This is a genomic window from Pseudomonas antarctica, assembly GCF_001647715.1.
Taxonomy (GTDB): domain Bacteria; phylum Pseudomonadota; class Gammaproteobacteria; order Pseudomonadales; family Pseudomonadaceae; genus Aquipseudomonas; species Aquipseudomonas antarctica_A.
In genome coordinates this window covers 3,523,838-3,538,861 of record NZ_CP015600.1, presented here as the reverse complement: position 1 = coordinate 3,538,861, position 15,024 = coordinate 3,523,838, and the positions used below count along the sequence as shown (strand labels likewise).

At 59.6% G+C, this 15,024-nt stretch carries 12 protein-coding genes; 4 read left to right on the top strand and 8 right to left on the bottom strand.

Annotated elements, in window-relative coordinates; genetic code table 11:
• Positions 1-16: 16 nt before the first annotated feature.
• From A7J50_RS15955 to A7J50_RS15925, 7 genes are all read right to left on the bottom strand, one after another.
• Positions 17-784 (bottom strand): SDR family oxidoreductase, encoded by a 768-nt coding sequence (locus A7J50_RS15955; RefSeq protein WP_064452687.1) that lies wholly within the window; start codon positions 782-784, stop codon positions 17-19.
• A 10-nt stretch (positions 785-794) separates the two neighbouring features.
• Positions 795-1,862 carry a phosphotransferase family protein gene (locus A7J50_RS15950; protein WP_064452686.1) on the bottom strand — a complete coding sequence of 356 codons (1,068 nt, stop codon included), beginning with the start codon at positions 1,860-1,862 and terminating at the stop codon, positions 795-797.
• Between the two features lie 130 nt (positions 1,863-1,992).
• A complete protein-coding gene (locus A7J50_RS15945) occupies positions 1,993-3,849 on the bottom strand; it encodes a pilus assembly protein TadG-related protein (protein ID WP_064452685.1) in 1,857 nt (618 codons plus the stop codon).
• Between the two features lie 90 nt (positions 3,850-3,939).
• A complete protein-coding gene (locus A7J50_RS15940; protein ID WP_064452684.1) occupies positions 3,940-4,890 on the bottom strand; it encodes a 2-hydroxyacid dehydrogenase in 951 nt (316 codons plus the stop codon).
• Between the two features lie 94 nt (positions 4,891-4,984).
• Positions 4,985-5,512: a cysteine hydrolase family protein gene (locus A7J50_RS15935; protein WP_064452683.1), complete on the bottom strand. Its 528-nt coding sequence runs from the start codon at positions 5,510-5,512 to the stop codon at positions 4,985-4,987.
• 333 nt (positions 5,513-5,845) lie between these two features.
• Complete coding sequence (locus tag A7J50_RS15930) at positions 5,846-6,292, bottom strand: hypothetical protein (RefSeq protein WP_064452682.1); 447 nt, start codon at positions 6,290-6,292, stop codon at positions 5,846-5,848.
• 127 nt (positions 6,293-6,419) lie between these two features.
• Entirely contained in the window at positions 6,420-6,920 is a 501-nt protein-coding gene (locus tag A7J50_RS15925; protein ID WP_064452681.1) for a DUF4822 domain-containing protein, read from the bottom strand.
• A 412-nt stretch (positions 6,921-7,332) separates the two neighbouring features.
• On the opposite strand from A7J50_RS15925, the gene A7J50_RS15920 reads away from it, so the two are divergent.
• From A7J50_RS15920 to A7J50_RS15910, 3 genes are all read left to right on the top strand, one after another.
• Positions 7,333-8,610, top strand: coding sequence for a serine/threonine transporter (locus A7J50_RS15920; protein ID WP_064452680.1), 1,278 nt, complete (start codon positions 7,333-7,335; stop codon positions 8,608-8,610).
• A 127-nt stretch (positions 8,611-8,737) separates the two neighbouring features.
• Positions 8,738-9,355 carry a ParB-like protein gene (locus tag A7J50_RS15915; RefSeq protein WP_064452679.1) on the top strand — a complete coding sequence of 206 codons (618 nt, stop codon included), beginning with the start codon at positions 8,738-8,740 and terminating at the stop codon, positions 9,353-9,355.
• On the top strand, positions 9,345-10,997 hold the full coding sequence (locus tag A7J50_RS15910) for a SulP family inorganic anion transporter (protein WP_064452678.1): 1,653 nt from the start codon (positions 9,345-9,347) through the stop codon (positions 10,995-10,997). The genes A7J50_RS15915 and A7J50_RS15910 overlap by 11 nt, the downstream gene beginning before the upstream one ends.
• A gap of 50 nt (positions 10,998-11,047) precedes the next feature.
• Here the strand turns inward: A7J50_RS15910 and acnB are convergent, their stop codons facing one another.
• Entirely contained in the window at positions 11,048-13,657 is a 2,610-nt protein-coding gene (gene acnB, locus A7J50_RS15905; RefSeq protein ID WP_064452677.1) for a bifunctional aconitate hydratase 2/2-methylisocitrate dehydratase, read from the bottom strand.
• A gap of 395 nt (positions 13,658-14,052) precedes the next feature.
• On the opposite strand from acnB, the gene A7J50_RS15900 reads away from it, so the two are divergent.
• Positions 14,053-14,523, top strand: a complete 471-nt coding sequence (locus tag A7J50_RS15900) for a DUF1289 domain-containing protein (protein WP_064452676.1) — start codon at positions 14,053-14,055, stop codon at positions 14,521-14,523.
• Positions 14,524-15,024: the final 501 nt, after the last annotated feature.

Sequence of the window (15,024 nt, the reverse complement as noted above, 5' to 3'; positions counted from 1 at the left end):
GGTTGTGCCTGGCGGGTCAGGACAGGAAACCACCGTCCACATTCAGCGATATACCGGTGGTGTAGCTGGAGGCATCGCTGGCCAGGAACAACACCGCGCCGGCCATTTCGCTCGGGTCCGCCACGCGCTTGAGTGGGATCTGCGCCAGGGCCATTTTCAGGATCGCGTCGTTCTTCACCAGCGCCGAAGCGAACTTGGTGTCGGTCAGGCCAGGCAGCAGGGCGTTGCAACGGATGCCGAACGCCGCGCACTCTTTGGCAAATACCTTGGTCATGTTGATCACGGCGGCCTTGGTCACCGAGTAAATACCCTGGAATACACCTGGGGAAATACCGTTGATCGACGCCACGTTGATGATGCTGCCGCCGCCGTTATCGCGCATCAGCTTGCCGGCTTCCACGGACATGAAGAAGTAGCCGCGAATGTTGACGTCAACCGTCTTCTGGAAGGCGCCGAGGTCGGTGTCGAGCACGTTGCAGAATTGCGGGTTGGTCGCGGCGTTGTTGACCAGGATATCCAGGCGCCCGAACTGTTCACGGATGCCGGCGAACACCTGGGTGATCTGTTCCATTTCGCCGATATGGCAGGCCACGGCGGTGGCCTTGCCGCCTGCGGCGATGATCGCATCGGCCACGTGCTGGCAGCCTTCAAGCTTGCGGCTGGAGACAATCACATGGGCGCCTTGCTGGGCCAGGAGCTTGGCAATGGCTTCACCGATACCGCGGCTGGCGCCGGAAACAAAAGCAATCTTGCCGTCGAGGTCGAACAGGTGAGTCTTGGACATAAGGTTTCCTTCAGAGGGCGGATTTGTCGATGACATTCAGGCTCATTTGCTCCAGCAGCTTGTTCATATGGATGAACTGCGCAAAGCGTTTGTCCTGGGTTTGGCCGTGGAAAAAGCGGTAGTAGATCTGCTGCACGATACCGGCCAGGCGGAACAGGCCGTAGGTGTAATAGAAATCGAAATTGTCGACCTGGATGCCGGCGCGCTCGGCGTAGTAATCGACGAACTGGCGGCGCGTGAGCATGCCGGGGGCGTTGCTCGGCTGGCGGCGCATCAGTTGCACGGGCGCGGGGTCAGCGGCTTCGATCCAGTAGGCGAGGGTGTTGCCCAAATCCATCAACGGGTCGCCCAAGGTGGTCAGCTCCCAGTCCAGCACGCCGATGATCTGCATCGGGTTGTTGGGGTCGAGGATCACATTGTCGAAGCGGTAGTCGTTGTGCACGATGCTGGAGGTAGGGTGGTCGGCCGGCATCTTGTCGTTGAGCCATGCGCGCACCGCTTCCCAGCGTGGGGCATCGGGGGTCAGGGCTTTTTCGTAGCGGTCGCTCCAGCCGCGAATCTGGCGCTCTACGTAGCCTTCAGGCTTGCCCAGGTCGGCCAGGCCGCAGGCGGTGTAATCGACTTGGTGCAGTTCGACGAACTTGTCGATAAAGCTTTTGCACAGGGCTTCGGTCCTGGCCGCATCCAGGCCCAGCTCGGGCGGCAGGTCGGAGCGCAGAATGATGCCGTTGACCCGTTCCATCACATAGAACTCGGCGCCGATCACCGACTCATCGGTGCAATGCACATAGGCTTTAGGGCAATAGGGGAAGCCGTCTTTCAGCTGGTTGAGAATGCGGTACTCGCGGCCCATGTCATGGGCGGACTTGGCCTTGTGGCCAAACGGCGGGCGCCGCAGCACGAATTCCTGGCCCGGGTATTCAAGCAGGTAAGTCAGGTTCGACGCACCGCCGGGGAACTGGCTGATTTTGACCGTGCCGCTCAAGCCCGGAATGTGGGCCTTGAGGTAGGGATCGATCAGGCTGGCATCAAGTTCTTCGCCTGGGCGAATCTGGGTCGATTGGTCGTTAAGCGCCATGCTTATCCCTTCTGCTTATTCTAAAGGCCTTGGACTATTGGCTAATCTAATGCGCACCACCGCCCAGCGACAAGGTCGGGGCGGCTTAATAGGTTAGCGTGTTGGATGATGATCAGCGGGCTTGATGTGTTCAAATCACCAGCATCGCCCGGCCACCGGGGTTGCAGGACAGGTTGGCACCTATTTCGACTTTTGCCAGGTCGATGCCCAGGCCGGCGAGCAGGCTGTTGACCAGTGGGTCGAGCAATGGGCTGAGCAGGCTTGAGATGATACCGCTGAGCAGGTTCAGGACCTCGGTCAGTATGCCGACCACCAAGCCGAGCACTAAGCCTAGAAGCCCGTCGAGCGTCGGTGTATGGCTAGTCAGCCGAATACCGTTGAGGGTGTTGCTCAAGCTGCCGATGACGTTATTGGAACTGAAGCTGAAATAGCTCGGTGGCTGCTTCACCTCCGGAGGCGCCACGTAGACATGGTTGCGCGTGGTCTCGGCCACGCTGCTGTCGACCCTCAGGCTGAGGCCGCCGACTGCGTAGGGCTGCCTAGGCTCGCACACGCCCTGACTGCATTTTTTGACGCCAAGGTCGAGCAGCGGAAAATCGTCGACTTTCAGGGTTTCGGTGGAGGAAAACAGGTTTTTCGGATCTATCTGGCCCACCATCAATCGCACCGCAGACGTGCTGCCTGACACGGACAGTGATTTGTCGGCGGGCCCGTTGCAGCGGTAGCCGGTGACGTAACTGCTACCGCTGGCGGCCTCGAGGGCTATGTCTATTTGCGTGCCCGGCACAGGGTCGAGTGAACTGCCCAGCAGCAAACCCACCACATCGGTGACCAGGCCGATCACTTTATTGAGCACGTCGATGACGGGCAACTTCAGGGAAATCCAGGTGCGGACTTGCGCGGTCCTGACAAAAATCGGCTGGGTGTCGATCAACTGCGGGTTGCCAATTGCAGAAATCTGCGCGGGTTCGATGACACGGGTCTTGACCGTGATATTCAGCAGCCCCAGTACGTCCACCGGCAACTCGACGGCCACCGCGCTGGCTTTGTTGGATAGCTGCACAAAGCCCTGAATCAGGTTGAACAGTTGCAGGTTGACGTCCAGGGCGCTCTTGTCCGTGCCGTTTTGTATATTGATCAGGTCGCCCAGGTGCAGGATCTGCGTGCCTGGCGCAATCAGCTTGATTGCTTCGAGGTTATTGATCACCACCTTGACCGCATCACCGCCCAGCTTGAGCACATCGATGGCGGCCTGGATCAACTGGCCGACGGTCGCGTCGGTCTTGAGCAACTGGTCGTAGTTGCCGGCGCTGACATTCAGGCGGATAGCCAACGCGTCCAGGTAGCTGAGCAAGCTGATGTCCGTGTTGATCAAGCCTTTCCAACCCACCGCATCGATTTGCAATTTGCCGCCCAGCAAACCGCCGATCAAGCCATTGAGTGCCGCCGATTTGGTGCTGTCCACCGTCAACAAGGTACTGCGAACGGTGAGGGTCGCCACGGGCGGCGAGGGTGCGGCAGCGACCGCCGTGGCGCTCAAGAGAGAGGTCTGGCTGAGGGTTCGTCCCGAGAATAATGAGTGGATGGCGTGGCCAACGCTGGTCGTGACGCGATGGGTGGCGATGACCCGGATGGCGTCGGCCTTGTTGGGATCGGCGCTGAAGGTGCGCATAAAGTCAGCACCGGTGGCCAGGGTGCCGCAGGCGATTGCCAGCGTGCGATCGGCGTCGACCTTGAAGTTGTTGCGTTCCGCGCTTTGCGTTGCGAATTGCGCGGCATTGTTATTGGGCGCCGCGCATGTGCCGCCGCGGCTCACCGCTTCCAGCGCCGCGGTATCGGCGACGCGCTGCAACTTGCGCTTCTCCAGGTACAAGCGACCGCTGTCGATCACCAGCAACAGAAACAACAACGCGATCCCGAGGGTTACAGCGCCCACCAGGCCGATGACCCCGCGTTGGCGGGCCGGGCCGAGTCCATGGCCAAACATTGTGCGTTCCTTCGCCGGTCCTGCACCGACGTCCTGAGCATCCCCGAAAACAGTGTAGTCAGGTTTTGCGCAGGCGCTGGCTAATCGCTACTAGTTGCGTGGCGGCAAGGTAACGGGCGTCAGAACGGGGCGGCCCGCGAAGTATTCCACCAGGTTGTCGGCCACGCGCTGCACGGTGTCATGGGCCGCTTCCGGCGACAGGCCGGCCACATGGGAGGTGAGCACGGTATTGCTCAGGTGTTTGAGGGCGTCGGGCACTTTGGGCTCATCGTCGAACACATCCAGTGCGGCACCGCCGATACGCCGCTGCTCAAGGGCGGTCACCAGGTCAGCGGTCACAACCACACTGCCGCGCCCGATGTTCACCAGGTAACCGTGCGGCCCCAGGGCGTCCAGGGCGTGGCGATCAATCAGGTGACGGGTGCTTGCGCCACCGGGTGTTGCCAGGATCAGGAAGTCCGATGTGCGCGCAAGCTCCACGGCCGTTGCGCAGTAGGTGTAATCCACGTCATCGCGGGGCTGGCGGTTGTGGTAACTCACCTCCATGCCGAACCCGAGGGCGGCGCGCTTGGCGATCTCCATGCCCACCGCGCCAAGGCCGAGAATGCCCAGGTGTTTGCCGCCCAGGGAAGGGCGCATCACCTTCGGCCATTCGCTGCGCCTTACGGCTGCGTCCGTTTGCGGAATGCCGCGCACCAGCGACAGCAGCAACGCCATGGCGTGGTCGGCCACTGACGGTGCGTTCACACCCGCGCCGTTGGTCACAACAATCCCGCGATTGCTCGCCGCCTGCAGGTCCACATGCTCGTAGCCGGCGCCGATCACGCAGATGATCTCCAGCAGCGGCAGTGCAGCGATTTCCTCGGCATACAAGCCCAACGGCCCACGGGTCAGCACCGCCTTGATCTGCCCACCATGGGCCTTGATCGCCTGGGCGCGCTCGGCCGGCGTCGGCGCCAGAATCACGTGAAAGTCGTTGCTCTCAATGATTTGCAGGTATTCGTTGATGGTTTCAACCAGGACCAGAACAGTGGTGGACATCGGAAGGCTCTTCCTGAAGGGTTTGAGAGAATGAGTATGCGGGATTTGTAAGACGGAACGTTTTGTTCAGTCACAAAAAAATCCCGCATAGGTATCACTGGAACTCAATAGTCTGCGCTGTCACCCGCTTCACAAATGCCCCGGCCAGGGTCGCGTTGTGATGCTCGATGATCGCCTCGGCCGACAACGTCGGAGTGTCCATGCAAGTATGGCCGTCCTGCGGCAATACCACCGAAAACCCAAGCTCCACCGCTACTCGGCAAGTGGTGTCGATGCAGAACTGGGTTTTCATCCCGACAATCACCAGTTCATTGACCTGCGCGGCGGCCAACTGATTCGCCAGATCAGTCCCCAGGAAGCAGCTGGGGCGGGTTTTATTGAACAGGTGGTCGCGCGCTTCTTCGACCTCCAGGCCGTGCCACAGCTGCCAGAGTGGGCTGCCGGCTTCAATCGGCGAGCCCGCGGGGCCAGTGTGCCGGGCAACGAAGATCGGTGCGTTGGCGCTGCGGGCGCGATGGATAAGCTGGTTGACGGTGTCGAGCACACGTTCGCGCTCGAAGGGTTTTTCCGGCCCGTCGTATAAACCGGTTTGCATATCGATGATCAGCAGGGCGTTTGCCATGGTCTTGCTCCTTGCAGTGGCCAGAGGGCGGAGCAATAAAAAAGCCCCGTCCATTGCTGGCGGGGCCTTGGGTTGTTTCTGGGTGTCTCTAGTTCACGCACCCACAGCAACCGCACGACCCGCCATAAGCGGTCGTGGTGATGGTGCGGGTGATGCGTCGCTGAGTAAAGTTCATGGCCCGATCATGCTGGCGCGTGCGCGAGTCTGTCAACGGGTGCGTCCAATCGCTTTGGTGTAGTGAACGGCCTCAAGGAACTCGTCTGACAAACCTGCTGCTGCGTATCGTGCGAGCGAGCGAGGGTGACGCCATAACCGTTCAGCCGCGAGGTATCCCTATTGAGCCGCGCCAGCCTGCCGCGCCTTGATTTGCTCGGCCTGTGCTATCGGCATGAAATCATAGGTGGGGAAGAATTCCGTCTTGTAAACGCCCCAGGCGGTGTTTTCGATCGCCAAATTGACCTCAGCCAGGCGCGATGCCGGAAGGCGCAGGACGATGACCTGTCCGATGCCCATGGTGATATTCCAACTCACGACTTCCACGCCGGCAGGCGGAAATACTTTGTGAAACTCCTGCTTGGCCAGTTGGGCTTTCAACGCACTTAACGGCCGTGACTGATCGTGTTTAAGAAATACGGTCAACATAACCGCGTTGTCGGCTGTGGCGGTAATATTTTTTGCGCTGGAACTTGCGCCGGTCTGCGCGGTGACCACGCTTGGCAGAAGGATAATCGCGAGCAGTGCAGGTATTAACAGTGACGTACGAGGAGTGAGTATGTTCATGTGTCGGTACCTTGCTTTTTTTATAGAAAGGCGTGCTCATATAGCCAAGTGAGGGCAGTGCGCGCCAATAACATTGCGGTGGGTATGCCGAGTCAACGTGGCATTTTAATGCAGTGTTTGAGTTCGCTTAGTTCGACATGGCTGTCTTTATGGGGCCGTTGTAAGGGGCGTGCACCACATAAATTCGAACCGTTGACTGATTGGCTACCATGTCGCGAGGTACTTCTCGAGAATAGGTGAACTCGCTGCTATCCAGCTTTTCCAGCCGTCTGACAACGGTTCTGGTAGGGCCAGCGTCAGGCACCAGAATGTGGGTTTTCCTGTCGCCCGTGACCAGGAAATACCCGCCACCGCCATCCGCGTATTTTGATCGCCCGGTATCGGTATAAAAGAACTCATAGCGGTTTCGCTGAGGGTCCCACATTGATATGCCCACTACGCCGGGGTAGTTTGCCTTGACGTCTTTTTCCGGGGCCCCTTCGATATAGACTTTGGTGGTCAACCATTGAGGGGAGGACGCCAGCGCACGGATATCCCGTTCAGGCTCCGCTTGTTGTGCGTAACTTTTGGATGGATTGAATATCCCAGCCAGAAGCAGGCCGGCCAATACAAAAGTGAGTCTTCGCATGTTTAACTCCTGGGAGTTTAGTCAGTGTTTACCTCCAGTGCGTGGGGATATTAGTGTGGGTGGCCGAGTTTGCTCAATAGCTATGAATGTTCCTGTTACAGTTATAGTGGTGTTTTAGTGAAAATATAATTTAGATGCAGGCAGTGTCTTGTCGTGCTGTAGGGTACTTCTTGAAAAGCTCGAACTCCTAAAGGGATGCGCGCTGTGGGTGTGCAGTGATTACGCGACTCCTCAGTGTTCGAAAACCGCAGCCAACGCTGTCTGTGAACGGCTGCCGTGCCTAACCATTCCTCTGCTAAGTCTTTGCTTATTCACAAGAATCCCGGACAATCGCGCCCCTGTTGTGGTCGGGGCGCTGCCTGTCAGGTTTTTCTGACTCGCCCCGGCCGTGAAAATGCGGAGATCCGACCGGATGAATGATCAGGCCAATAGCGTCGACGAACGCTATGCAACGACACCTGCAACCCTCACAAGCTGGAGCCGCCAGGACACCACCTGGATGCTTGGGCTGTTCGGCACCGCCATCGGCGCCGGTACTTTGTTTTTGCCGATCAACGCGGGCCTGGGGGGCTTTTGGCCACTGGTGATCCTGGCGCTGCTGGCATTCCCGATGACATTCTTTGCCCACCGTGGGCTAACCCGTTTCGTACTGTCCGGCCGCGAAGGTTCCGACATTACCGACGTGGTTGAAGAACATTTCGGTGTCAAAGCCGGTGCGTTGATCACCTTGTTGTACTTCTTCGCCATCTTCCCGATCCTGCTGATCTATAGCGTGGCGCTGACCAACACCGTCAGTAGCTTTATGGAACACCAACTGCACATCCTGCCGCCGCCGCGCGCGATCCTGGCATTTGTGCTGATTCTCGGGCTGTTGGCCGTGGTGCGTTGCGGCGAACAAGTGATCGTCAAGGCCATGAGCCTGATGGTCTATCCGTTTATCGTCGCCTTGCTGTTCCTGGCGGTGTACCTGATCCCGCATTGGACCGGCGGCATTCTCAGCACCGCCAGTGAGGTGCCGGCGCCGTCGGCGTTGCTCAGCACGCTGTGGCTGGCGATTCCGGTGATGGTGTTCTCGTTCAACCATTCGCCGATCATCTCGGCCTTCGCGGTTGACCAGAAGCGCCAGTACGGCGCCAACGCCGATGAGCGCAGTTCGCAGATCCTGTCCCGTGCGCACCTGTTGATGGTGGTGATGGTGCTGTTCTTCGTGTTCAGCTGCGTGCTGACCCTGTCGCCGGCGCAGTTGGCCGAAGCGAAAGCGCAGAACCTGTCGATCCTGTCGTACCTGGCCAACCACTTCGACAACCCGACAATCGCCTTCGCCGCACCGTTGATTGCGTTCGTGGCGATTGCCAAGTCGTTCCTGGGCCACTACATCGGTGCCAGCGAAGGCCTCAAGGGCCTGGTGCTTAAAACCGGTCGCCGTCCGGCAGCCAAGGCGCTGGACCGCATGACCGCTGCGTTCATGCTGGTGGTGTGCTGGATCGTCGCCACGCTTAACCCGAGTATCCTGGGCATGATCGAGACGCTGGGCGGCCCGATCATCGCGTCGATCCTGTTCCTGATGCCGATGTACGCGATCCGCAAAGTGCCGGCCATGGCCAAATACCGTGGGCAGGCGTCCAACGTGTTTGTCACGGCGGTAGGCTTGGTTGCGATTACTGCGTTGATCTACTCGCTGCTGTCCTGACGGGAGGCTGCACGCTCCAGGGCCGATTCGCGCACAGCGCGAATCGGCTTTTTTTTCGCGCTAAAAAAACTGGCCAATCAATGAGGGCTAAGCTGTCGGCTTATTGGTTCCCTTTTTGGAGACGCCCATGGCCCGGCCCCGTCCGCAACTGGTTACAGGCAAGCTGGAAAAACTGCACCCCACTCAATTGACAGTGGGCCTGGCTGAAGTCGCCACCAAGCGCGAAGCCTGGACCAAACTCAAGCGCAAGGAGCGCGCCGCCGCGCTCGACAAGCACTGGTTTCCTTGCGTGCTCGGCCCGGACGAGCGCTATTACATCACCGATCATCACCACTTCGGGTTGGCGCTGCTGCTGGAGGGCGTCAAGAGTGTGTCCTTGTTGATGCTCAAGGACCTGTCATTTGTGGACCGCAGCACGTTCTGGAACGTCATGGCGTTCAATCAATGGGTGCACCCTTACGACGCGCGTGGTTTACGGCGTACCTACGAAGCCATTCCGCGCAAGATTAGCGATTTGCAGGACGACCCTTACCGCAGCCTGGCGGGCATGTTGCGCACGGCCGGCGGTTACGCCAAGGACGCGACGCCATTCAGCGAGTTTCTGTGGGCGGATTTCCTGCGCAGCCGTATTGGCAGCGACGTGGCTAGCCAGCCAAACCCCAAGTTGTTGAGCAAGGTCATGGTCCTGGCGCGCAGCCAGGAAGCGCGTTATTTGCCAGGATGGGTTGGGCCGATTGAAAACTGAAACCGAAACGCCTGTTGTTGCACCGCCCAATCGTACCCAGGACATCCTCGCCGGGTTATCCATTGCCGGTTTGCTGCTGCCGGAGGCCGTGGCGTATTCGAGCATTGCCGCGCTGCCGCCCCAGGCCGGTGTGATTGCCTTGTTTGCCGGGCTGGTGTGTTACGGCCTGTTCGGCACCAGTCGCTTTGCGATTGTCTCGGCGACGTCATCTTCTGCGGCGGTGCTGGCGGCGGCTACGTCGAGTCTGGCGGGCGATGACCCGGCGCTGAGACTGTCCCTGGCGTTTGGGCTGGTGTTGATCACCGGGGTGCTTTTCCTGTTGGCCGGGTTGTTCAAGCTGGGCGGTGTAACGTCGTTTATCGCCAAGCCGGTGTTGCGTGGCTTTGCCTTCGGCCTGGCGCTGACCATCATCCTCAAGCAGTTGGCCAGCGTGGTGGGCGTGCACCTGGTCGACAACAACCTGATCCGCTTCCTGCCGCAGTTGCTGGAGCAACTGCCCCGTTGGAATTGGCCGGCTGCGTTGGTTGCGGCGGCTGCGTTGGTCGTGTTGTGGCTGTGCGCGCGAATACCGCGCCTGCCAGGCGGATTGTTGGTGGTGGTCCTCGGTATCGGCGCCGGGCAGTACCTGGATCTACAGGCCCACGGCGTAGCGTTGATCGGCCTGATCGACCTGCGGCTGGAATTGGGCCACTTCCCGGTCCTGCCGTTCGCGGACTGGTTGCGCCTGGGCGAATTGGCGTTTGCCCTGGTCATGATCCTGTATGCGGAGTCCTACGGCTCCATCAGTTCGTTCGCGCTTAAACACGGCGATCGGGTGTCATCCAATCGCGATTTGCTCGCGTTGGGTGCGGCTAACCTGATCTCGGGATTGTTCCACGGCATGCCGGCCGGCGCGGGCTATTCGGCGACGTCGGCCAATGAAGCCGCTGGCGCCGGCTCGCGGCTGGCAGGCATCGTTGCCGCGCTGGTGGTGTTGGTGATCGTGTTGACGGTGTTGCCGTACGTAGCGCTGACCCCGGAGCCTGTGCTCGCCGCCATTGTCATCTATGCGCTGGGTCGCGGCTTGAGCCTGCAACCTTTGGGGCGCTACTTCCTATGGCGGCGTGACCGTTTGCTGGTGATCTGTGCCGTGGCGGCCGTGCTGTTGTTGGGCGTACTGGACGGGCTGCTGGTGTCCGTGGCGATCAGTGTGGTGTTGATGTTGCGCCAGATGTCGTCGGCAGATATTCAGGTGCTTGGGCGTTTGGCTGACAGTCACGACTTTGTTGATCGCCAGCACCATGCCGATGCGCTGGACGTACCTGGCGTGTTGATCGTACGGCCCAACGAAGCGCTGTTTTTCGCCAATGCCGAACGCGTCCTCGGCGCGGCGTTGCGCCTGATGCGTCAATCGCAGGCCGAGGCCGTGGTGCTGAGCCTGGAAGAGTCCCCTGACCTCGACGGCACCAGTATCGAAGCGCTGGCAGCGTTTTTCGCGCAAGTGCGGGGGGAGGGCAAGCGCCTGGTTCTGGCGCGTGTGCGGCATGAGGCCCGCGAGGTGTTGCAGGCGTTGCCTGAAGCCTCGGCGCCACAGGTATTGCTCAGCGGCTTGAGCGTTGACGACGCAGTACAGCTTGCGCTGAGCGTCAATTCACAGGCATAAAAAAACGCCGCGCATCTTTCGATACGCGGCGTCCTTTACGTCAACACACCTTAGGCTTGAATCACCGGGATGTTGGCGCTTGCTGCGATTTTACGGAACTCGGCGATCTGGTCGAAGTTCAGGTAGCGGTAAACGTCACTGGCCATGGTGTCCAGTTTGGCCGCGTAGCCCATGTACTCTTCGACGGTCGGCAGGCGACCCAGCGTGGAAGCTACAGCCGCCAGCTCAGCCGAAGCCAGGTAGACGTTTGCGCCATCACCCAGACGGTTCGGGAAGTTACGGGTCGACGTCGACACAACCGTCGAGTTCGGCTCTACACGTGCCTGGTTACCCATGCACAGCGAGCAGCCCGGCATTTCCATGCGCGCGCCAGCCTTGCCGTAGATGCCGTAGTAGCCTTCTTCGGTCAGTTGGTGAGCGTCCATCTTGGTCGGCGGCGACAGCCACAGACGGGTTGGCAGCTGACCCTTGACCTGTTCCAGCAACTTACCGGCAGCGCGGAAGTGACCGATGTTGGTCATGCACGAACCGATGAACACTTCGTCGATCTTCTCGCCGGCAACGCTGGACAACAGACGAGCATCGTCCGGGTCGTTTGGCGCGCAGAGGATCGGCTCGTTGATTTCGGCCAGGTCGATTTCGATGATTTCGGCGTATTCCGCGTCGGCATCGGCTTCCATCAGCTCCGGGTTGGCAACCCAGGCTTCCATCGCTTGGGCGCGACGTTCCAGGGTCCGTGCATCGCCGTAGCCTTCGCCGATCATCCAGCGCAGCAGGGTGATGTTGGAGTTCAGGTACTCGGTGACGGAGTCTTTCGACAGCTTGATGGTGCAACCGGCAGCCGAACGTTCAGCCGAGGCGTCGGACAGCTCGAAAGCCTGTTCCAGCGTCAGGTCGTTCAGGCCTTCGATCTCCAGGATGCGGCCGGAGAATGCGTTCTTCTTGCCTTTCTTCTCTACGGTCAGCAGGCCAGCCTGGATCGCGTAGTAAGGAATGGCGTGAACCAGGTCACGCAGGGTGATGCCAGGTTGCATTTTGCCTTTGAAGCGCACCAGGATCGATTCCGGCATGTCCAGTGGCATAACGCCAGTGGCTGCAGCGAACGCCACCAGGCCCGAACCGGCCGGGAACGAAATGCCCATCGGGAAACGGGTGTGGGAGTCACCACCGGTGCCGACGGTGTCCGGCAGCAGCATGCGGTTCAGCCAGCTGTGGATGATACCGTCGCCTGGACGCAGCGATACACCGCCACGGGTCATGATGAAGTCAGGCAGGGTGTGGTGGGTGGTCACGTCGATCGGCTTTGGATAGGCCGCGGTATGGCAGAAAGACTGCATTACCAGATCGGTCGAGAAGCCCAGGCACGCCAGGTCTTTCAGTTCGTCACGGGTCATAGGACCGGTGGTGTCCTGAGAACCTACGGTGGTCATCTTCGGTTCGCAGTAGGTGCCAGGACGAACGCCTTTGCCTTCTGCCAGACCGCATGCACGGCCGACCATTTTCTGCGCCAGGGTGAAGCCCTTGTCGCTTTCAGCCGGCGCTTCCGGCAGCTTGAACAGGGTCGAAGGCGGCAGGCCGAGTTCGGTGCGAGCCTTCTCGGTCAGGCCACGGCCGATGATCAACGGGATACGGCCACCGGCACGCACTTCGTCCAACAGCACCGGGGTCTTCATTTCGAAGGTGGTCAGGACTTCGTCAGTGCCGTGTTTGCAGACTTTGCCAGCATGCGGGTACAGGTCGATCACGTCGCCCATGTTCATGTTGGTAACGTCGAATTCGATTGGCAGTGCGCCCGCATCTTCCATGGTGTTGTAGAAGATTGGAGCGATCTTGCTGCCGAAGCAGAAACCGCCGGCACGCTTGTTCGGCACGTAAGGAACGTCGTCACCGAAGAACCACAGTACGGAGTTGGTCGCCGACTTACGGGACGAACCGGTACCGACCACGTCACCGACGTAGGCGATCGGGAAACCCTGGCCGCGCATCTCTTCGATCTGCTTCATCGGGCCGGTCTTGCCTTGCTCGTCCGGCACGATGCCTTCACGGGCCATTTTCAGCATGGCCAGAGCGTGCAACGGGATGTCTGGACGGGACCAGGCATCAGGCGCAGGGGACAGGTCGTCGGTGTTGGTTTCGCCAGTCACCTTGAACACGCGCAGGCTGATCTTGTCGGCCAGGGTCGGGCGGTTCTTGAACCACTCGCCGTCGGCCCAGGACTGGATCACGGCTTTGGCGTGTTCGTTGCCGTTCTTGGCTTTTTCAGCCACGTCGTGGAACGCATCGAACATCAGCAGGGTGTGCTTGAGTTGGGCGGCAGCTACCGGTGCAAGCGTGGCGTCGTCCAGCAACTCGACCAACGTCACGATGTTGTAGCCGCCTTGCATGGTGCCAAGCAGTTCAACAGCGCGTTTCTTGTCGATCAGGGGGGAAGTGGCTTCGCCCTTGGCCAGGGCAGACAGGAAACCGGCCTTGACGTAGGCAGCTTCGTCAACGCCTGGTGGAATGCGGTTGGTGATCAGGTCAACGAGGAATTCTTCTTCGCCAGCCGGAGGATTTTTCAGCAGCTCGACCAGGCCTGCGGTTTGTTCGGCGTTAAGCGGCTGGGGAACGATACCCAGTGCTGCGCGCTCTTCGATATGTTTGCGGTAGGCTTCAAGCACAGTTATTACCCTCATCAGTGGTCCCACGGGACGCTCATCCAGAAATGAACGGCACGCATGCGCTCGGGGGCTTTTTGGGCCGCAAAGCCAGCGCTGCCGGCATTCCTCACAGAAGCTGCTTTCAAAGTTTTACGCCTGCAGAACGGAGCTGATGAGGGTTGGCGCGGGCTCTGACCTACCGGGTCAAATCCACGCCAACACCGTTCTGAAGGAACGACTGTGCTCGTGACGCTTTGAAAACAGCTTCCAGCGGATTATTGGCGCCTTACAAGGCCGGATGATTCTACGGCAAAAAAAATCTAAAGGTAAGTTGCCTAACCAAGTTTGCTGGGTGATGAATCTTAGACAAAGGGCTAACATGGCGCATTGTTTCGCTGATTTGCGTGTCGTTACCCATGCCCAACCAAACCATCAAGACCCCTTGCGTCGGCCTGTGCTCCACGGTGTACGGCGATCTCGTGTGCCGTGGCTGCAAGCGCTTCCACCATGAAGTCATCCAGTGGAATGGCTATAACGAAGAAGAAAAACGCGCAGTCTGGCTCAGGCTCGAGCAACTGCTGGTGCTGGTAATGGCCGGTAAACTGGAAGTCTTCGACCCCAAGATGCTGCGCGGGCAACTGGAGCAGCGCAAGATTCGCTTCGTGCCGCATCAGTCCGAGTACTGCTGGGCCTATCAGTTGATCGCCCGTGGCGCACGGGTGATTTCCAACCTGGAAGCCTATGGCATGGTGCTGTTGCCGGAGTTTCGTGACTGGGCGTTGCCGGAGTTGCGTGATGCCATCGACCGGGAGTTTTTTATCCTGTCCGAGGCGCATTATCAGCGTTATATCGCGCCGGGGTTTTTGAAAGACGCGCTGGGACACTGACGGCAGAGGTCAATGTGGGAGCTGGCTTGCCTGCGATGGCTGTCTGCCAGGCGACACATCTTTGACTGATCTATCGCTATCGCAGCATAGGTATCTACGCAATTCTTTATGTTGCTCTGAGCCTGTGAGGAGTTTAGGTAGATTGAGTACATATCCGTTGCTGCGGTAACGGCGGCTTAGGGTTCCGCCCTTACGGCGGGTCACTTTTGGCAAACGCCCCAAAAGTAACCAAAAGGTCTTTGCCCCACCACTCGGTGCCTCGCCCAGGCTCGGCATGCCCTCACTCCGGCTTGAATCCGTGGGCCGCCGCAATGGGCCATCCTTGGCCCAGTGCGGCTAACCCGGCGTCCTGCCGGGTTACCCACGGATTCAAGCCTGCGTTCGGCCAGCGTGGTTAACGGGGCCTGTCAGATCAAAAGCAGATCAAGATCAAAAGCAGAGCACGGCGGCCTGGTAGCCGACCTGAGTGGTAGAAGCGGAAGCAGGGCAAAAACAGAGCGA